Annotated in this window: 16 protein-coding genes and 1 riboswitch; of the genes, 8 read left to right on the forward strand and 8 right to left on the reverse strand. The window is 68.7% G+C overall.

What is annotated here, in order from left to right:
* The first annotated feature begins 2 nt into the window (after nt 1-2).
* Nucleotides 3-1385 (forward strand): L-serine ammonia-lyase, encoded by a 1383-nt coding sequence (locus H8B22_RS02995; protein ID WP_187712645.1) that lies wholly within the window; start codon nt 3-5, stop codon nt 1383-1385.
* Between the two features lie 100 nt (nt 1386-1485).
* Nucleotides 1486-3678: a putative bifunctional diguanylate cyclase/phosphodiesterase gene (locus H8B22_RS03000; RefSeq protein WP_187712646.1), complete on the forward strand. Its 2193-nt coding sequence runs from the start codon at nt 1486-1488 to the stop codon at nt 3676-3678.
* A gap of 24 nt (nt 3679-3702) precedes the next feature.
* Here H8B22_RS03000 and H8B22_RS03005 read toward each other — a convergent pair whose 3' ends face one another.
* From H8B22_RS03005 to metX, 3 genes are read right to left on the reverse strand one after another with little or no spacing between them, the layout of a single operon-like run.
* Complete coding sequence (locus tag H8B22_RS03005; protein ID WP_187712647.1) at nt 3703-4863, reverse strand: homoserine dehydrogenase family protein; 1161 nt, start codon at nt 4861-4863, stop codon at nt 3703-3705.
* Complete coding sequence (locus H8B22_RS03010; RefSeq protein ID WP_187712648.1) at nt 4860-6071, reverse strand: O-succinylhomoserine (thiol)-lyase; 1212 nt, start codon at nt 6069-6071, stop codon at nt 4860-4862. The genes H8B22_RS03005 and H8B22_RS03010 overlap by 4 nt, the downstream gene beginning before the upstream one ends.
* On the reverse strand, nt 6068-7156 hold the full coding sequence (metX, locus tag H8B22_RS03015; RefSeq protein ID WP_187712649.1) for a homoserine O-succinyltransferase MetX: 1089 nt from the start codon (nt 7154-7156) through the stop codon (nt 6068-6070). Before metX ends, H8B22_RS03010 begins: the two co-directional genes overlap by 4 nt.
* A gap of 69 nt (nt 7157-7225) precedes the next feature.
* Nucleotides 7226-7365: riboswitch (SAM riboswitch) on the reverse strand.
* Nucleotides 7366-7535: 170 nt separating this feature from the next.
* On the opposite strand from metX, the gene H8B22_RS03020 reads away from it, so the two are divergent.
* From H8B22_RS03020 to H8B22_RS03035, 4 genes are all read left to right on the forward strand, one after another.
* Nucleotides 7536-8630, forward strand: a complete 1095-nt coding sequence (locus H8B22_RS03020; RefSeq protein ID WP_187712650.1) for an NHL repeat-containing protein — start codon at nt 7536-7538, stop codon at nt 8628-8630.
* A gap of 5 nt (nt 8631-8635) precedes the next feature.
* Nucleotides 8636-9559: a peptidoglycan DD-metalloendopeptidase family protein gene (locus tag H8B22_RS03025; protein WP_187712651.1), complete on the forward strand. Its 924-nt coding sequence runs from the start codon at nt 8636-8638 to the stop codon at nt 9557-9559.
* Nucleotides 9560-9748: 189 nt separating this feature from the next.
* Nucleotides 9749-11353 carry a peptide chain release factor 3 gene (locus tag H8B22_RS03030; protein WP_187712652.1) on the forward strand — a complete coding sequence of 535 codons (1605 nt, stop codon included), beginning with the start codon at nt 9749-9751 and terminating at the stop codon, nt 11351-11353.
* A gap of 127 nt (nt 11354-11480) precedes the next feature.
* Nucleotides 11481-11720, forward strand: a complete 240-nt coding sequence (locus H8B22_RS03035; protein WP_187712653.1) for a hypothetical protein — start codon at nt 11481-11483, stop codon at nt 11718-11720.
* 53 nt (nt 11721-11773) lie between these two features.
* Here H8B22_RS03035 and H8B22_RS03040 read toward each other — a convergent pair whose 3' ends face one another.
* Together H8B22_RS03040 and H8B22_RS03045 are read right to left on the reverse strand one after the other, a co-directional pair.
* Nucleotides 11774-12391 carry an aspartyl/asparaginyl beta-hydroxylase domain-containing protein gene (locus tag H8B22_RS03040; RefSeq protein ID WP_187712654.1) on the reverse strand — a complete coding sequence of 206 codons (618 nt, stop codon included), beginning with the start codon at nt 12389-12391 and terminating at the stop codon, nt 11774-11776.
* A gap of 5 nt (nt 12392-12396) precedes the next feature.
* On the reverse strand, nt 12397-13122 hold the full coding sequence (locus tag H8B22_RS03045; protein ID WP_208456922.1) for a sulfotransferase family 2 domain-containing protein: 726 nt from the start codon (nt 13120-13122) through the stop codon (nt 12397-12399).
* Here H8B22_RS03045 and trhA point away from each other — a divergent pair.
* Nucleotides 13115-13765 (forward strand): PAQR family membrane homeostasis protein TrhA, encoded by a 651-nt coding sequence (gene trhA, locus H8B22_RS03050; protein ID WP_187712655.1) that lies wholly within the window; start codon nt 13115-13117, stop codon nt 13763-13765. The genes H8B22_RS03045 and trhA overlap by 8 nt on opposite strands.
* Nucleotides 13766-13784: 19 nt before the next feature.
* Here the strand turns inward: trhA and H8B22_RS03055 are convergent, their stop codons facing one another.
* The 3 genes from H8B22_RS03055 to mtgA are packed head-to-tail and all read right to left on the reverse strand — an operon-like array spanning nt 13785 to nt 15995.
* Nucleotides 13785-14213 (reverse strand): CBS domain-containing protein, encoded by a 429-nt coding sequence (locus H8B22_RS03055; protein WP_187712656.1) that lies wholly within the window; start codon nt 14211-14213, stop codon nt 13785-13787.
* Nucleotides 14152-15192, reverse strand: a complete 1041-nt coding sequence (locus tag H8B22_RS03060) for a glycosyltransferase family 2 protein (RefSeq protein WP_187712657.1) — start codon at nt 15190-15192, stop codon at nt 14152-14154. The genes H8B22_RS03055 and H8B22_RS03060 overlap by 62 nt, the downstream gene beginning before the upstream one ends.
* Before the next feature lie 38 nt (nt 15193-15230).
* The gene (mtgA, locus tag H8B22_RS03065) at nt 15231-15995 is read right to left on the reverse strand and encodes a monofunctional biosynthetic peptidoglycan transglycosylase (protein WP_187712658.1); all 765 of its coding nucleotides are present in this window, start codon (nt 15993-15995) and stop codon (nt 15231-15233) included.
* A 114-nt stretch (nt 15996-16109) separates the two neighbouring features.
* Between mtgA and hslO the strand changes: the two genes are divergently transcribed.
* The gene (hslO, locus tag H8B22_RS03070) at nt 16110-17006 is read left to right on the forward strand and encodes an Hsp33 family molecular chaperone HslO (RefSeq protein ID WP_187712659.1); all 897 of its coding nucleotides are present in this window, start codon (nt 16110-16112) and stop codon (nt 17004-17006) included.
* Nucleotides 17007-17091: the final 85 nt, after the last annotated feature.

The raw sequence follows: 17091 nt of genomic DNA on the forward strand, positions 1-17091 counted from the left end.
GCATGGCTGTCAGCACCTTCGACCTGTTCAAGATCGGCGTGGGCCCGAGCTCCTCGCACACCGTCGGCCCGATGCGCGCCGCCTGCCGCTTCGTGCAGAAGTGGCTCGAGGAGAACGGCGACCTGCCCCGCACCGCGCGCGTGCGCGCCGAGGTCTTCGGTTCCCTCGCCCTGACCGGCCGTGGCCACGGCACCGACAAGGCCGTGCTGATGGGACTGGAAGGGCATATGCCCAACGAGATCGATCCGGACGTCATTCCCGCCGCGCTGGCCCGCATCCGCGCCGAGAAGAAGATCCGCGTGCTCGGCAAGCACGAGATCGCCTTCGACGAGAAGCACGACCTGATCATGAACAAGCGGCAGAAGCTGCCGTTCCACACCAACGGCATGCGCTTCAGCGCCTACGACGCCGCCGGCGAGCTGCTGGCCACGCGTGATTACTACTCCGTGGGTGGCGGCTTCGTGGTCAACCAGGACGAAGCCGCGGAAGACCGCATCGTCGCCGACACCACCGAGTTGCCCTATCCGTTCCACAGCGGCGCCGAACTGCTGCTGCAGTGCGAAACGCACGGCCTGACCATCGCCCAGCTGATGTTCGCCAACGAGCACGCCTGGCGCACCGGCCCGGAGATCCGCGACGGCCTGCGCGAGATCTGGCAGGCCATGCAGAACTGCGTGGCGCGCGGCATCCGCGAGGAAGGCACCCTGCCCGGCGGCCTGCACGTGGCCCGGCGGGCGCCGGCGCTGCACAACGAGCTGTCCGCCCGCCCCGAAGCGGCGATGCGCGACCCGCTCACGGTGCTCGACTGGGTGAACCTCTACGCGCTCGCGGTCAACGAGGAGAACGCCGCCGGTGGCCGCGTGGTCACCGCGCCGACCAACGGCGCGGCCGGCATCATCCCGTCCGTGCTGCATTACTACGAACGCTTCTGCCCGGGCGCGAACGAGCAGGGCATCTTCGATTTCATGCTGACCGCCGCGGCCGTGGGCATCCTCTACAAGGAGAACGCCTCGATCAGCGGCGCCGAAGTCGGCTGCCAGGGCGAAGTGGGCGTGGCCTGCTCGATGGCCGCGGCCGGCCTCACCGCCGCGATCGGCGGCACTTCGGGCCAGATCGAGAATGCGGCCGAGATCGGCATGGAACACAACCTCGGCCTGACCTGCGACCCGATCGGCGGGCTGGTGCAGATCCCGTGCATCGAACGCAACGCGATGGGGGCGGTGAAGGCGATCAACGCGTCGCGCATGGCCATGCGCGGCGATGGCAAGCACAAGGTCTCGCTCGACAAGGTCATCAAGACCATGCGCGACACCGGGCGCGACATGCAGGACAAGTACAAGGAAACCTCGCGCGGCGGCCTGGCCGTCAACGTGATCGAGTGCTGAACCTGGAGCCCGCCGCGCCGCCGTGCAGTGGCCGCGCAACGGGCGTGGAATTCGGAGTTCGCCGGACCCCGCGTCCGGAATTGCCCTGTAGACTGGAGCCATGCACGGTAAAGCCCGGGACATCCAACGATTCCTGCTATGGACGGCGCTCTATTTCGTTGGCGCCGTTCTCTCGCAGCGTTACCTGAGCAGCCCCGAAGGCAGCTCGATGCTCTGGCCCAGCGCGGGCGTCGGCTTCGCCGTGGCCGTGCGCTACGGCCTGCGCTGGAGCGCCGTGGTCGCGGTGGGGACGCTGCTGTTCATGCTGACGCCTCCCGCGGCGAGCGGGCTGCACCTGGTGCTGACCGTCGTCGCCAAGACCGCCGCCACCCTGATCGCCGCCTGGTACGTGCTGCGCGGCCGGACCCTGCACCTGCGCACCGACGACGGCATGCGCCTGCTCGGCGGCGGCGTGTTGCAGAGCGTGCTCGGCGCCGCCTTCGGCGTCTTCGTGCTGCTGCAGACCGGACGGATGGACGCGGCCGTCGTGCCGGAGGCGTTCGTGCGCTGGGTGCTGGGCGACATGCTCGGCATCGCCGTGGTCGCGCCGACGATCCTGCTGTGCACCACGACCCGCAACCAGCACCACCAGCTCTCCCCGCTCCACGAGAATTCGAAGCTGCGCGAGCGCATGTTCTGGATCGCGCTGCTCGGCACCAGCTTCATCGCCATCCATTCGCTGGGTGGCCGCGGCATCTACGTGCTGGGCCTGATCAGCCTGCCGCTGGTGCTGCTGCTGTGGTCGGCGCTGCGTTTCTCGCCGGTGTGGACGTCGGCGGCGACGGGCATCACCGTGATCTACCTCGGCGTCGCCACCGGCATGGGCCTGGCCGGCTTCGTCGCGCCACGGACCCTGCTCGAGACCACGGTGCTGCTGCTGCTGCTGTGCCTGATCGCCGTCATCCCGGTGATGATGGCCCTGGCCGGACTGGAGCAGCGCACGACCTCCTATGCGCTGTACCAGCGCGCCACGCGTGACACCCTGACCGGCCTGCTCAACCGCACCGCCTTCGAGGAAGAGGCGCGCAAGCGCCTGGGGGCGAACGACTTCCCCGCGACGCTGCTGTACCTCGACCTCGACAACCTCAAGATCATCAACGACAGCACCAGCCACGTCGCCGGCGACGACATGATCCACGCGATCGGCGGCGTGATCGCCGCCGCGGTCGGCAACGACGCGCTGGTGTCGCGCACCGGCGGCGACGAGTTCGCGATCCTGCTGCCGCGCGGCGAAGCCGGCGCGATAGTGGAGGCACGCCGCCTGCTCAACGAGATCGAGGCGATGCGCCTGCCGTGGCGCGACCAGGTGCTGACCACCACGGCCAGCATCGGCCTGGTCTCGGCCACCGCGCACGCCGACGGCCGCGATTACGACAGCCTGTTCTCGCACGCGGACGCCGCGTGCTTCGCCGCGAAGGAACTGGGTGGCAACCGCTTCCACGTCTCCTACCCCACCAGCGACGAGGCCCAGGCCCACAGCGCCGTCATGCGCTCGGCGCTGCGCATCCGCGAAGTCCTCGAACGCGAGCAGTTCCTGCTGTACGTGCAGCCGATCGTGCCGACGCGCAAGGTGCAGCGCGACGGCGTGCATTTCGAGGTGCTGCTGCGCTGGCAGGAACCGGGTGGACGCATCCACGTGCCGGCCGAGTTCATCTCCGCGGCGGAACGCTTCCGCATGGGCCCGCGCATCGACCGTTACGTCATCGACGCGGCGCTGCGCTGGCTGGAACGCAACCCGCATGCCGCCAAGGGCGTCGCCAGCTGCGGCATCAACCTCAGCGGCGCCACGCTCACCGACGAACACTTCGCCGACTACCTCGCCGCGCGCCTGCGCCGCAGCAGCTTCCCGGCCGAGAACCTGTGCCTGGAAATCACCGAGACCAGCGTCGTTCGCGACCGCCAGCGCGCGCAGCGCTTCATCGGCCAGATGCGCGACCTGGGCTGCCGTTTCGCCCTGGATGACTTCGGCACCGGGTTCTGTTCGTTCGGCTACCTCAGCGACCTCGACGTCGATTACATCAAGATCGACGGCAGCTTCATCCGCGGGCTCGAAAACTCGCAACTCTCGCAGGCCGTGGTGCGCTCGATCGGCGACATCGCCCACGTGATCGGCAAGAGCACGATCGCCGAGCAGGTGGAAACCGAAGCCGAGCACCAGCTGCTGAAGGAAATGCAGGTGGACTACGCGCAGGGCTACCTGTTCGGCCGCCCGCAGTCGATCGACACCTTCTTCACCACGCCCGCGGTCGCCTGACCCGGGCGTAACGGCTCACGCGCCTCAGCGCGGGCGGCCGACGCGCAACGCGTCGTCCAGCAGCCCGGCTGCGGTGACTTCGGCGCCAGCACCGGGGCCCTGGATCACCAGCGGCTGGGTGGCGTAGCGGTCGGACCAGATTGCGACCTTGTTGTCGGTGCCCGCGCCGGCGGCGAGAGGATGGTCCGCCGGCAATGCTTCCAGGCCGACGCGCGCGTGGCTGCGCCCGTCCTCACGCGTTTCGAGCCGGGCGACGAAGCGCAGCTTCTCGCCCTTCTTGTAGGCGCCGGCGAAGCGCTGCCGCAACGGCACATCGAGCGCAGGCAGCGCGGCGTCGACGGCCGCCTTCGACAGCAGGGCGAGCTCACGCGGGACCAGCGAATCCACTTCGACATCGTGTGGTTCGATCTCGAAGCCCGCCGCGCGCGCGAGGATCACGGTCTTTCGGCGCACGTCCTCGCCGGACAGGTCGTCGCGCGGGTCCGGCTCGGTATAGCCGGCATCGCGCGCCTGCCGCACCAGGGCGGAGAACGGGCGCATGCCGTCGTAGTGGTTGAACAGCCACGCGAGCGAGCCCGACAGGATCCCCGCGAAGGCATGGATGCGATCGCCCCCGGCCTGCAACTCGCGCAGCGAGCGCAGCAACGGCAGGCCCGCGCCGACGGTGGCGCTGTCGCCGTACTGCGCACCGGTATCGTGGCAGGCGGCGCGGATCTCGCGCCAGCGCCGCAACGACGTGCCCTGCCCCAGCTTGCAGGCGGTGACGACGTGCACGCCCTGCGCGAGCCAGCCGGCGTGGCGCGCGGCCACGTCTTCGCTGGCGGTGGCGTCGATCACGATGCCGCCGGTCGTACCGAGCACGGCATCGATGGCGTCGAGCGAGGACGGTTCCGGCGCGGGCCGGCGCGCGTCGTCGACCGCAACCGGCGCAACTCCCAGCAGGCCTGCTGCCTGGCGCGGGCACAGGCCGGCGGCGTCACGCACTGCGACGCGCGAATTCGCGACATGCACGAGCTGCAGGCGTTCACCGAGCGCCGTGCCGGACCATGCATCGAGCCGGGCCAGCACCGCCCGCCCGACCGTACCGGTGCCCAGCAAGGCCACGCGCGTGGCCTCGCTTGCCGTCGCCGCGACTGGCCGCGCAAGCACGCGCGGCGATACGAACGCCTGCGCCGCGACGTTCATTTCGCCACGCAACGGGCACCACCGGCCACGGCAGCCGCGCGTTCCAGCGCCGCCTCGATGTCGGCGACCAGGTCGTCGGCGTGTTCGATGCCCACCGAGAGGCGCAGCAGGCCGTCGCCGATCCCGGCGGCAGCGCGCGCTTCCGGCGCCATCGCCGCGTGGGTCATGGTTGCCGGATGCGCGATCAGGCTTTCCACGCCACCGAGCGATTCGGCCAGGGTGAAGCACTGCAGTCCGTCGAGGAAAGCGTGCACCGCGGCGGTGCCGCCGTCGAGTTCGACGCTGAGCATCGCGCCGAAGCCGTGCTGCTGCTTCGCCGCGATCGCATGGCCGGCGTGGCGCTCCAGCCCCGGGTAATGCAGTGCGGCCACCGCCGGATGCCCGTCGAGCAGGTCGACCAGGGCACGCGTGTTCTCCTCGTGCACGCGCAGGCGCGCGTCCAGCGTGCGCAGGCCGCGCAGGGTGAGAAAGCTGTCGAACGGCGAGCCGGTCAGGCCCAACGCATTCGCCCACCACACCAGCTGCTGGTGCTGTTCGGCGTCCTTCGCCACCACGGCGCCACCGACGACGTCGCTGTGGCCGTTGATGTACTTGGTGGTCGAATGCAGGACGAAGTCGGCGCCGAACGCGATCGGCTGCTGCAATGCCGGCGACAGGAAAGTGTTGTCGACCACCGCCAGCGCACCGGCCTTGTGCGCCGCCTCGATGACGAAGCGCAGGTCGGTGATGCGCAGCAGCGGGTTGGACGGCGTTTCGATCCACACCAGCTTCGGCGATTCGCGCAGCGCTTCGGTGAGCGAACGCGGATCGGTCAGGTCGGCGGTGACCAGTTCGAATGCGCCCTTCTTCGCCAATGCGTTGAACAGGCGCCAGCTGCCGCCGTAGCAGTCGTGCGGCACGACCAGGCGATCGCCCGGTTGCAGCAGCGCGTTCAACAGCAGCGTGATCGCGCTCATCCCGGTCGAGGTGACCACGCCGCCGGCGCCGCCTTCGAGTTCCGCGAGCGCTTCGCCCAGCAGGTCGCGCGTCGGGTTGCCGCTGCGCGTGTAGTCGTACTGCCGCTTCTGCCCGAAGCCGGCGAAACTGAAATTGGACGACAGCACGATCGGCGGCGTGACCGCGCCGAAGGCGGTGTCGCGGTCGATACCGGCGCGGACCGCACTGGTACAGCGATGGACGGAAACGGGCTTGCGGAATGGCGTGCTCATGCGGCGGCCTCGATGGCGATGGGGGTGTGGGACGTCGCAGCTTCCTGCAGCGCCTGGGTCAGCACGGCCGCGATCGCGGCTTCTTCCTTTAGGAACGCGTCGTGGCCGTAGCGGGAGCTCAGGACTTCGACGCGGGTGGCGCCACGCAGGCCCTGCGCGAGGGCGAGGCTGTCCTCCACCGGCACCAGGCGGTCCTGCTCGACGGCCACGACCGTGGTCGGCGTGTCGATGCGCGCGGGTTCGAGCGCCTGCAGGTCGATCGATTCGGACAGGCGCTGGAAGGCCACCGGCGAGGTGCGCGTGGTGTACAGCGCGCCGCAATGGTCGAGGTAGTCCTCCGCGGCGACGCGCACGCGGCCGTCGACGACCTGCGCCGCCTCGAAGCGGTCGGCGAATTCTTCCGGCGTGCGGTAGCTGAGGATCGCGAGCTGACGCGCGAGGGCGAGGCCGTGGGTTTCATCGCATTGCAGCGCGCCGAGCGCGACCGCGCGGCGCTGCAACGCGCGCCACGCGCTGGAGAAGGGATGCGCGCGATGCGCGCCGCTGATGGCGACGAGGCGATCGAGGCGCCCGCCGTGGCGTGCGGCGAACTGCAGTCCGACCATCGCGCCGTAGGAACAACCGATGAAGGCATGCACGCGTTCGATGTCCAACGCATCGAGCACGGCGGCCACGGCATCGGCCTGGTCGGCCGGATCGATCACCGCATCGAGGCTGCCGTCGCTGCCGAGCCAGTCGAACGCGACGATGCGGTGCCGGGTCGGGTCCAGCGCACGGCCGCTGCCGACCTGCGCTTCCCACCAGCCGGCTTCGGTGAAGGCTGCGCTACTGCCGACATGGCGATGCGCGGAGATGCCACCGGCGACGAACACCGCCGGCAAGCCCGCACCGCCCAGCCCTTCGTAACGCAGGGTGACGACGCGCGCGCCGGCATGGCGCAACGGCAGGGAAACGGTGAGTTCGCCGCGGTACGCGCGGATCTCCGGGAGCACGTCCACTGCAAGCGGCGTCTGGCCGGAGTAGACGGCCGGATGCGGAGCCGGGTCGTTTGCGAACGTGGTGCGGGGGCTGCTGGCGAAGCTCATGTCGGCGATTCCATCCAATGAAGGACCACCGAGTCGTCAGCTGCGCATCGCCCACGACGGGCGACGCCACAACCATCTTCCGGAACTCGGCGCGCGAGCGCGCTGGATCCGCAGGAGTTGGCACCTTCCCGCCTGCCGCCGCGATGCGGTGGAAGCGGTAGGTTGCCCCGGCGTCAAAGGGCCTGTCCCTCAGCCGGTCTCGATGGATGGGCGCAGTCTGCGGTGGGTCGCCGAATTCGTCAATCGCTTTATCGCGATGAAGCGATAGTTATTCCATTTCGTCATGACCGCGGAGGCCCACGGCCGTGCCCCGGTTTCGCAACCGCCAACGTTTCGACACAATCGCCGGCAGCCGCCTTCCTGCCCGTATCCTGCTCGAATGAATCCACGCCTCCTGACCGCGGCAGGCCTCGCCGCCCTGCTCGCTGCCTGTGCCACCGCCCCGCGCGAAGCCGCCCCGCCCGTTCCCGTCGTCGCCCCGGAGCCCGTGACCGTCGTGGAGGCCTACATCTCCGCCGACGTGCCCGCCGAGGAGCTCGACTCGCTCGCCACCTGGCCCACCGAGGACGGCAAGACCTGGCTGATCGCAACCGGCAAGTCGAGCCACCGGCTGGTGATCTTCGATGCCGACACCGGCGAGCTGCTGCGCACCTTCGGCGAGGAAGGCGCCGGCCCGGGCCAGTTCAAGCGCCCCAACGGCATCGCCGTGCAGGGCGACTACCTGTTCGTGGTCGAACGCGACAACCACCGCGTGCAACTGCTGTCGCTGCCGGACCTGCACACCATCGGCACCTTCGGCGAGAAGGAACTGCGCAGCCCGTACGGCATCTGGCTCACCGAAAAGGAGCCGGGCGAGTTCGACGTCTACGTCACCGACAGCTTCATGTACGGCAAGAAGTTCGACGTCGTGCCGCCGTTCGCCGAACTGAACCAGCGCGTCCGCCGCTACCGGCTGGCGTTCGACCAGACCGGCGCGCTGCGCGCGCAGTACGCCGGCTCGTTCGGCGACACCCACGAGGACAGCGCGCTGCGCATGGTCGAATCGATCTGGGGCGATCCGGCGAACGACCGCATGCTGATCGCCGACGAGGACCGCCGCCATCTCTCCACGCTGCGCGAGTACACCTTCAGCGGGAAGTACACCGGCCGGAGCCTGCCGCAGGACGCCTTCGGCGCCGAGGCCGAGGGCGTGGCGCTGTGGACCTGCCCGGACGGCAGCGGTTACTGGATCGCCGTCGACCAGCTGGCGCCGCTGACGATCTTCCACCTGTTCGACCGGGTCACGCTCAAGCCGCTGGGCAGCTTCCAGGGCGCGAAGACGGCACGCACCGACGGCGTCACCCTGCATGCGGCGGCGATGGCCGGCTTCCCCGGTGGCGCGCTGTTTGCCCAGAGCGACGACAAGGCCGTCTCCGCCTTCGACCTGCGCGATGTGGCAAGCTCGCTGGGCCTGAAACAGGGTTGCACCGAGTAGCAAGCATGAGCGTCCTGCGCTGCCGCGCCGTCGTCCTGGCCACCGTGCTGGCTTGCGGCCTCGCGCCGGGAGTCCACGCCGCCAAGGTCTACAAGTGGACCGACCGCAACGGCGTCACCCACTACGGCGACAGCGCGCCGGAAGGCAGCAACCCGGCCGTGAAGGCGGGATCCGTGCAGATCATCCCCGTCGCCGCCGAACCCAGCGCGGTCGCGCGGTTGCGCGTGGAAGCGAGCGAAGGCCGCTACCTGGCCTTCGCCGACAACAACCTCGCCGGGCCGATCGAAGTGCAGCTGCAGGCGCGCGGCGGCGGCATGCAGAGCGACCCGCCACTGCCCGCGCGGGCGACGGTGCCGGCGCGCGGAACCACCCTGGTGGCCGTGCTCGACGGCACCCGCGGCGGTGAACTGCTGATGGACAGCCTGCCCGGCGACCCCAGCGCGCGTCCACGCGACTACGAATACGTGCTGCCGCTGCAGCAGCGCGCCCTGCGCATCGACCAGGGCTTCGGTGGCAGCTTCAGCCACAACGACCAGCAGAACCGCTACGCCGTCGACTTCGCGGCCGACATCGGCACGCCGGTGCTGGCCGCGCGCGAAGGCGTGGTGATGCAGGTCGAGAACGATTTCGCCAAGGCCGGCCTCAACCGCGAGCGCTACGGCGGCCGCGCCAACTTCATCCGCATCCTGCACGACGACGGCACCATGGCGCTGTACGCGCACCTCAAGTCCGAGGGCGCGATGGTGCGCGTGGGCCAGCGCGTCCGCGCCGGCCAGCAGATCGGGCTGTCCGGCAACACCGGCTTCACCACCGGGCCACACCTGCACTTCGTGGTCCAGGTGAACCGGGGCATGAAGCTGGAATCGCTGCCGTTCCGCATGCGCGGACCGACGGGCCCATTGCGGATTGCGGGCGGCGCGGGCCACTAGCTTTGCTCGTCATCCCGGCACAAGCCGGGATCCCGCAGCTGCGGTGCCCTCGACCGTTGAGCGGGTCACCACGGCGAGGGCCGGAGCCCGGCTTGCGCCGGGGAGACAAGCCAGGCAGCTCGATGCTGGCAGCCGCTATAATTCCCGCCCTTCCCCGCTTCCCGACGCGCCGCCCGGCGCGCCGCTGCCATGTCCGACGTTTCCATCGAAGCCCTGCGCCGCCGCACGTTCGCGATCATTTCGCACCCCGACGCCGGCAAGACCACGCTCACCGAGAAGCTGCTGCTGTTCGGCGGCGCGATCCAGATGGCCGGCTCGGTCAAGGGCCGCAAGGCCGCGCGCCACGCGACCTCCGACTGGATGGCGCTGGAAAAGGAACGCGGCATCTCGGTGACCTCGTCGGTAATGCAGTTCCCGTACGAAGGCCGCATCGTCAACCTGCTCGACACGCCCGGCCACGCCGACTTCGGCGAGGACACCTACCGCGTGCTCACCGCGGTCGACTCGGCGCTGATGGTCATCGACGTGGCCAAGGGCGTCGAGGAACGCACGATCAAGCTGATGGAGGTGTGCCGCCTGCGCGACACGCCGATCATGACCTTCATCAACAAGCTCGACCGCGAGGGCAAGAACCCGATCGACCTGCTGGATGAAGTCGAAAGCGTGCTAGGCATCCAGTGCGCGCCGATCACCTGGCCGATCGGCATGGGCCAGCGCCTCAAGGGCACCGTGCACCTGATCACCGGCGAAGTGCACCTGTACGAATCGGGCCGCAACTTCACCCGCCAGGACTCGACCATCTTCGCCTCGATCGACGATCCGGCCCTGGAGGCGCGCATCGGCGCCGGGATGCTCGCCGAGCTGCGCGAGGAACTCGAGCTCGTGCAGGGCGCGTCCCACCCGTTCGACCCGGCCGCCTACCTCGCCGGCAAGCAGACCCCGGTGTTCTTCGGCTCGGCGGTGAACAACTTCGGCGTGCAGTTGCTGCTGGATTTCTTCGTCGAACACGCGCCCTCGCCGAAGCCGCGCGCGACGACCTCGCGCGAGGTCGCACCGTACGAAACCCACCTGTCCGGCTTCGTGTTCAAGATCCAGGCGAACATGGACCCGCAGCACCGCGACCGCGTCGCGTTCATGCGCATCTGCTCGGGCAAGTTCACCGCCGGCATGAAGGCCTTCCATCCGCGCACCGGCAGGGAAGTGAAGCTGGCCAACGCGCTGACCTTCATGGCCAGCGATCGCGAAATCGCCGAGAGCGCGTGGCCCGGCGACGTGATCGGCATCCACAACCACGGCACCATTTCCATCGGCGACACCTTCACCGAAGGCGAGAAGATCGGCTTCACCGGCATCCCCAACTTCGCCCCGGAACTGTTCCGCCGCGCGCGCCTGCGCGATCCGCTCAAGCTCAAGCAGTTGCAGAAGGGCCTGGCCCAGCTGTCGGAAGAAGGCGCGACGCAGTTCTTCCGCCCGCTGATGTCCAACGACCTGATCCTCGGCGCGGTCGGCGTGCTGCAGTTCGACGTTGTCGCCTACCGCTTGAAGGACGAATACGGCGTGGATGCGAGCTTCGAGCAGGTAACCGTCGCCACGGCGCGCTGGATCAAGTGCGCGGACGCGAAGAAGCTCGAGGAATTCCGCGACAAGAACGCGATGAACCTCGCGCTCGACGCCGCCGGCGAGCTGGTCTACCTCGCGCCGACGCGGGTCAACCTGCAACTGGCGCAGGAACGCGCCCCGGGCGTGGAGTTCCTGGCCACCCGCGAGCATGCGCACGCGGTGGCGCTGGACTGAGGCAGAGACTGAAACCGGGCACGAAACCGGAACGGCTTCACACTTTTCCCGCGATGGGCTAGTGTCCGGACACCGCCAAGGGGCCTGGCGGCGTCCGTTCCACGCAATCTCACTCAAGGGGAAGGGTATGTTTTGGTTGGGAGTCGCTTTGGGCTTGGTCGGCTGGCTGTGGCTGGTGGTCAACGCATTCCGTTCGAGCCCGCTGTGGGGCGTCGGTTCGCTGCTGATCAGCCCGATCGCGCTGATCTTCGGCCTGCTGAACTTCGCGGAAAACAAGATCCCGCTGCTGCTCGCCGTGGCCGGCCTGGTGCTCTATTTCATGGGCGCCGGTGCCGCGATGCAGGACGCGATGAGCGTCGCGCAATAGCTGCTTCTGCAACGGATGCAGAAAGAAAACGCCCGGCCAAAGCCGGGCGTTTTTCATTTCATCGCCGCCAACCACGCGGGCTCTGGCTGGTCGGGATCGTAGTACTCGAAGATGAGGTGGATGCGATCGGTCGGCCCGGCATTCTCGACCGCATGCACGGCCATGTTGCTGACCTCGACCGCCTCGCCTTCGGGGAAGTGGTAGCCGACGCCGTCGATGAAGAAAGTGACCTGGTCATTGGTCAGCAGCGGCACGTGGATCTTGTGCGGCCACTTCGCCGCGGGATTCATGTCGCGGTGCGGCTTGATCACGCCACCGGGCGCCATCCGCGCCAGCATCACCCGCGGAAACACCCCGCGCGCATAACCGTAATCACGCGTCGCCTGCGCGAGCACCGGCTCCAGCAGCGGCTGCCATTGCGCCCACAGCGGGCGGTCGTAGGACTGGCGCCAGTCGCGGAAGTTGCTGACGAAGCGGAAGACGATGTGGCGGGTGCGATCCAGCGCCTCGAAACGGTTGGGCTTGTCGGCATTCTCGGCATCCCACTGCGCTTCCGGGATGGCGAGGACCGCCTCGCGCAGGCGCGCGATGTCGATCGCGCCCAGCTGGCGTGCCGAGGTGGTCTTGCGCGGGTTGGGCTGGATGTCCAAGCCGGGGCTGGTCGCTTGCATGGCCTTCAGAACTGGTAACCGAACAGGTCCAGATCGCGGCCGTACAGCTCGGTGACGCCGTCGATCAACTCCTGGTCATAGTAGTCCCGATAACTCCCCCGCCGCGAGCTGTTCACCTGGTCCAGCGGCCGGGACGGGATGCCCAGGCGCGCGCAGATGGCGTCGTAGGACGTCTGCATGTCCTCGACCCGCCCGACCATGTCGGCCAGCATCCGCCCTTCGTCGTCGGTCACGAACGTGTGCTGCGGCACGAAGAGGATGTGCTGCAGCGGCCGCACCTGGAACAGGATGTGCCGCATCACCCCCTGCGGGTCGCGCCCAAACGCGTCGTTCGCGCGGGTCATGAAGGCGCAATAGGAGACGAAGCGGTCGAACGGATTACGGACGAAGGCGAACTTCAGGTAGCCGGCGAACGCTTCCTCGCCCATGTACGGGCGGATCTGCTGCAGGGTGATGTGCCCGTGCTTGATCGCGGCCAGTTCCTCGAACGGGAAGCGCTTGTTGACGAACAAGCCGACCTGCTCGAGGTCCTCCGCGCTCATGTGTTCGCGCAGGGCCTGTCGCACCGAATGGGTCCCGGTCTTCGGAATGGCGGCGAAGACGAAACGGTGCTGGTGCGAAATGATCATGCGGCAGGCTGCGGGAAAGGGAGACCGGATGATACGGTGGGGCTTGGTCCGGGCGAAGAGCATTTGCTCCAGGCGGCGGACCGATGCTCGGACGATGACCATGGCCCCCTCCCCCCACGCCATCCGCGAAGAGTTCGCCAACGCGCTCACCCATGGCCTCGGCGCGACGGCCGCGTTGGCCGGCGGCGCCGTGCTCGTCACGCTCGCCGCCCTGTGGGGCGACGCCTGGCAGCTCGGGGGCGCGATCGTCTTCGGCGTGTGCCTGTTGCTGCTGTACATCGCCTCGACGCTGTACCACGCGATCCAGCACCCGGTGACGAAAGCACGGCTGAAGGTCTTCGACCACTGCGCGATCTACCTGCTGATCGCCGGGACCTACACGCCCTTCACCCTGGTCGGGCTGCGTGGCCCGCTGGGCTGGTGGATCTTCGCGGCGATCTGGACGCTGGCGCTGGCCGGCGTGGTGTTCAAGCTGTTCTTCACCGGCCGCTTCAAGCTGCTCTCCACCCTCATCTACGTCGCGATGGGCTGGCTGGTGCTGGTGGCGATCGTGCCGGTGTTCCGCGCCCTCGACGGCTGGACGTTCGGCTGGTTGCTGGCCGGCGGTGCCTGCTACACGCTCGGCACGTTCTTCTACCATCGCCCGTCGATGCGCTACTCGCACGCGGTGTGGCACATGTTCGTGATCGCGGGCAGCGTGTGCCACTACGTTTCCGTAATGGCGCAGGTGGTGCCGGCGGTTTGAGCGTGCGGTGCAGCCAGCCTCAGCTGGCGATGTAGCGCTGCAACTGGTCGAGTTCGACCTGCTGGTCCTCGATCACCGCCTTCACCAGGTCGCCGATCGACACGACCCCGATCACTTCCCCGCCGCGGATCACCGGCAGGTGGCGGATCCGCTCGTTGGTCACGATCTGCATGCAGCGATCGGCGGTGTCGTCGGGCCGCACGGTGACGACATCGGCCGTCATGATCGTGCTCACCGGCGTGTCGCTGGACGAACGCCCCTGCAGCACGATCTTCCTCGCGTAATCGCGCTCGGAGAGGATGCCGACCAGGCGGGTCCCCTCCATCACCAGCACCGCGCCGATGCGTTTTTCCGCCATCAGGCGGATCGCCTCGATCACCGGTGCATCAGGCGCGATCGCGAAGATCTCCGGGGCTTTCGCTTCGAGCAGCTGCCGTACGGTACGCATGGCTCTCTCCTTCGATGGCGACGGATGAGGCAGAGAATACTCCTGCGGCCGGCTTCCAGGCATCGACGAGGTACAGCGGCCGTTGCTTGGCTTCCTCGTACAGCCGCCCGAGGTATTCGCCGATCAGGCCGAGCGCGATGAGCTGCACGCCGCCCAGGAACAGGATGACCGCCATCATGGTCGGCCAGCCCGCCACCGGGTCGCCCCACAGCAGCGCTTTGACCACGATCCACGACGCATAAGCGAACGCAACGGCCGCCGTCATCAGGCCGCAGTAGGTTGCCAGGCGCAGCGGCGCGGTCGAGAAACTGGTGATGCCCTCAAGGGCGAAGTTCCACAGCCGCCACAGGTTGAACTTGCTGCTGCCGGCGGCGCGCGCTTCGCGGTGGTACGGGATCGCGGTGGTGTTGAAACCCACCCAGCCGAACAGCCCCTTCATGAAACGGTGGCGTTCGCGCAGCTGCCGCAGCGCGGCCAGTGATCGCGGCGAAAGCAGGCGGAAGTCGCCGGTGTCGGCGGGAATCGGCGTATGCGACAGGCGCCCGATCACGCGGTAGAACGCGTGCGCGGTGCTGCGCTTGAGCCAGCTTTCGCCTTCGCGCTCGATGCGGGTGCCGTGGACGTCGTCGTAGCCTTCGCGCCACTTGGCGACGAACTGCGGAATGAGCTCCGGCGGGTCCTGCCCGTCGGCGTCGAGGATCAGCGCCGCGCCAGCTTCGACGTGGTCCAGGCCGGCGGTCAGCGCGGCTTCCTTGCCGAAGTTGCGCGAGAGCCGCAACAGGCCCACGCGCGGGTCCTGCTCGGCCAGCCGCTGCAGCACCGCCCAAGTGGCGTCGCGGCTGCCGTCGTCGACATACAGCACGCGCCCCTCCACGTCGGGCATGCCGTCGAGCACCGCGCGCAGCCGCGGATGCAGCAACGGCAATGCCTGGGCTTCGTTGAAGGCCGCCACGACGACGGTGAGCAGGTCACGGGTCATGGCGGGAATGGTACCGGGCGCCGGGCGGGTTCGCGGTGTCAATCGATGTTCTGCAGGAACGCCGGACCGCCCATGTAGCGCATCTGGCGCTGGATGGCGTTGCTGCGCCGCTGCACGTACGGCCCGGGGCGCGCGATGCTGTAACGGCGCGGATTGGGCAGCACGGCCGCCATGCGCGCCGCTTCCGCCGGTGCCAGGCCTTTCGCGTCCTTGCGGTAATAGGTGCGCGCGGCCGCCTGCGCGCCGTACACGCCATTGCCCAGCTCCACGGTGTTGACGTAGACCTCGATGATGCGGCGCTTGGGCCAGAGCGTCTCGATCAGCACCGTGTACCAGACCTCCAGTCCCTTGCGGGCGTAGCGGGTCACGCCGCGTCCGCGCCACAGGAACAGGTTCTTGGCCGTCTGCTGGGTGATGGTGCTGGCGCCGCGCAGCCGCTGCACCGGCTTGTTGCGCCTGCGGGCGCGTTCCTCGGCCCGCTCGTTGTGGGCGCGGGCCTTCTCGATCGCCTTGAAGTCGAAGCCGTTGTGGTTGGCGAAGTTCTGGTCTTCCGAGGCGATCACCGCCAACGGCACGCTGCGCGAGATCTCGTCGAGATCGCGCCAGTCGTAAGCGATGCGGAAGCCGAAATCGCCCGTCCCCCACGCTTCCAGCTGCCGAGCGGCCATGAACGCGGTGAACGGGGGATCGACGAATCGCAGCAGCAGGACCTGCAACACGGTCACCGCCACGAACAGCAGTGGCAGCTTCCACAGCCAGCTGCGCCAGCGCCGGCGCGGCGCGACGGCCGCGATGGCGTTCATTTCCCCTTGGATCCCGTCTTGCACCCGGCGCCCCCCGTCCCCATTTCGCTGCGATTCCCGCAACCGTTGGCGCGCATTATCGTGGATGGCGCGCGCCATACCGCACGAGGCACCATGAAGAACGACGCAGACCGTGACCAGTTGAGCCGCTTCCTGATCGAGGGCGCCGGCGTCCGCGGCGTGCGCGTGCACCTGCAGGACACCTGGCAGCAGATCCGTTCCCGCGAGGACTACCCCGCCGCCGCCGCGGAAATGCTGGGCGAAGCCGCCGCCGCGGCCGCGCTCTTCACCGGCCACGCCAAGGTGGACGGCCGCCTGTCCGTGCAGCTGCGCGGCCACGGCGCCCTGCGCACCCTGTTCGCGGAATGCACCGCTGCCGGCACGCTGCGCGGTATCGCCCAGCTCGCCGAGGAAGGCACGGTCTCGCGCGACCTGCGCGAACTCGGCCCGGACGCGGTGCTCGCCATCACCATCGAGAACCCCTCGCGGGACGGCCGCGACCCGCTCCGCTACCAGGGCATGGTCGCGCTGGAGTCCGATTCGCTCGCCGGCGCCTTCGAGGACTACTTCCGCCGTTCCGAGCAGCTCCCCACCCGCCTGCTGCTCGCCGCCAACGACACCGCCGCGGCCGGCCTGATGCTGCAGAAACTGCCGGGCGACGAAGGCGACGACGACGGCTGGGTCCGCGCCAGCGCCCTGTTCGACACCCTGCAACCCAACGAGCTGCTGGAATGGAGCAGCGAACAGCTGGTCACCCGCCTGTTCCACGAGGACGGAGTACAACTGCTTGGCGGCCGCCCCCTGTCCTTCGCCTGCTCCTGCTCGCGCGAGCGGGTGGAGGCCATGCTCACCTCCCTGGGCGAAGAAGAGGCCCACGCGGCCCTGGCCGACGGCGAGGCGGTGGTGCGTTGTGAGTTCTGCGGGGAGTCCTATCGCTTCAGTCCGACGCAGATCGCGGGATTGTTCACGGCCCGGCCGGACCTCCAGCCGGCACCGGAACGGACCCAGTAATGGGGTTGCGACGGCGCGCACAGATTGTTAAATAAGCATAAAGTAGCTATAGTCCTAGGCCCATAAGCGGGGAACTTTGCCGACC

The sequence above is a fragment of the Lysobacter terrestris genome (genome assembly GCF_014489475.1).
In the GTDB taxonomy this organism is placed as follows: domain Bacteria; phylum Pseudomonadota; class Gammaproteobacteria; order Xanthomonadales; family Xanthomonadaceae; genus Agrilutibacter; species Agrilutibacter terrestris.

Bases quoted from the DNA above. Each gene is read 5' to 3' on its own strand.
- H8B22_RS02995 (WP_187712645.1), top strand. From the start codon at position 3: ATGGCTGTCAGCACCTTCGACCTGTTCAAGATCGGCGTGGGCCCGAGC.
- H8B22_RS03000 (WP_187712646.1), top strand. From the start codon at position 1,486: ATGCACGGTAAAGCCCGGGACATCCAACGATTCCTGCTATGGACGGCG.
- H8B22_RS03005 (WP_187712647.1), bottom strand. From the start codon at position 4,863: ATGAACGTCGCGGCGCAGGCGTTCGTATCGCCGCGCGTGCTTGCGCGG.
- H8B22_RS03010 (WP_187712648.1), bottom strand. From the start codon at position 6,071: ATGAGCACGCCATTCCGCAAGCCCGTTTCCGTCCATCGCTGTACCAGT.
- metX (WP_187712649.1), bottom strand. From the start codon at position 7,156: ATGAGCTTCGCCAGCAGCCCCCGCACCACGTTCGCAAACGACCCGGCT.
- H8B22_RS03020 (WP_187712650.1), top strand. From the start codon at position 7,536: ATGAATCCACGCCTCCTGACCGCGGCAGGCCTCGCCGCCCTGCTCGCT.
- H8B22_RS03025 (WP_187712651.1), top strand. From the start codon at position 8,636: ATGAGCGTCCTGCGCTGCCGCGCCGTCGTCCTGGCCACCGTGCTGGCT.
- H8B22_RS03030 (WP_187712652.1), top strand. From the start codon at position 9,749: ATGTCCGACGTTTCCATCGAAGCCCTGCGCCGCCGCACGTTCGCGATC.
- H8B22_RS03035 (WP_187712653.1), top strand. From the start codon at position 11,481: ATGTTTTGGTTGGGAGTCGCTTTGGGCTTGGTCGGCTGGCTGTGGCTG.
- H8B22_RS03040 (WP_187712654.1), bottom strand. From the start codon at position 12,391: ATGCAAGCGACCAGCCCCGGCTTGGACATCCAGCCCAACCCGCGCAAG.
- trhA (WP_187712655.1), top strand. From the start codon at position 13,115: ATGACCATGGCCCCCTCCCCCCACGCCATCCGCGAAGAGTTCGCCAAC.
- H8B22_RS03045 (WP_208456922.1), bottom strand. From the start codon at position 13,122: ATGGTCATCGTCCGAGCATCGGTCCGCCGCCTGGAGCAAATGCTCTTC.
- H8B22_RS03055 (WP_187712656.1), bottom strand. From the start codon at position 14,213: ATGCGTACCGTACGGCAGCTGCTCGAAGCGAAAGCCCCGGAGATCTTC.
- H8B22_RS03060 (WP_187712657.1), bottom strand. From the start codon at position 15,192: ATGACCCGTGACCTGCTCACCGTCGTCGTGGCGGCCTTCAACGAAGCC.
- mtgA (WP_187712658.1), bottom strand. From the start codon at position 15,995: ATGAACGCCATCGCGGCCGTCGCGCCGCGCCGGCGCTGGCGCAGCTGG.
- hslO (WP_187712659.1), top strand. From the start codon at position 16,110: ATGAAGAACGACGCAGACCGTGACCAGTTGAGCCGCTTCCTGATCGAG.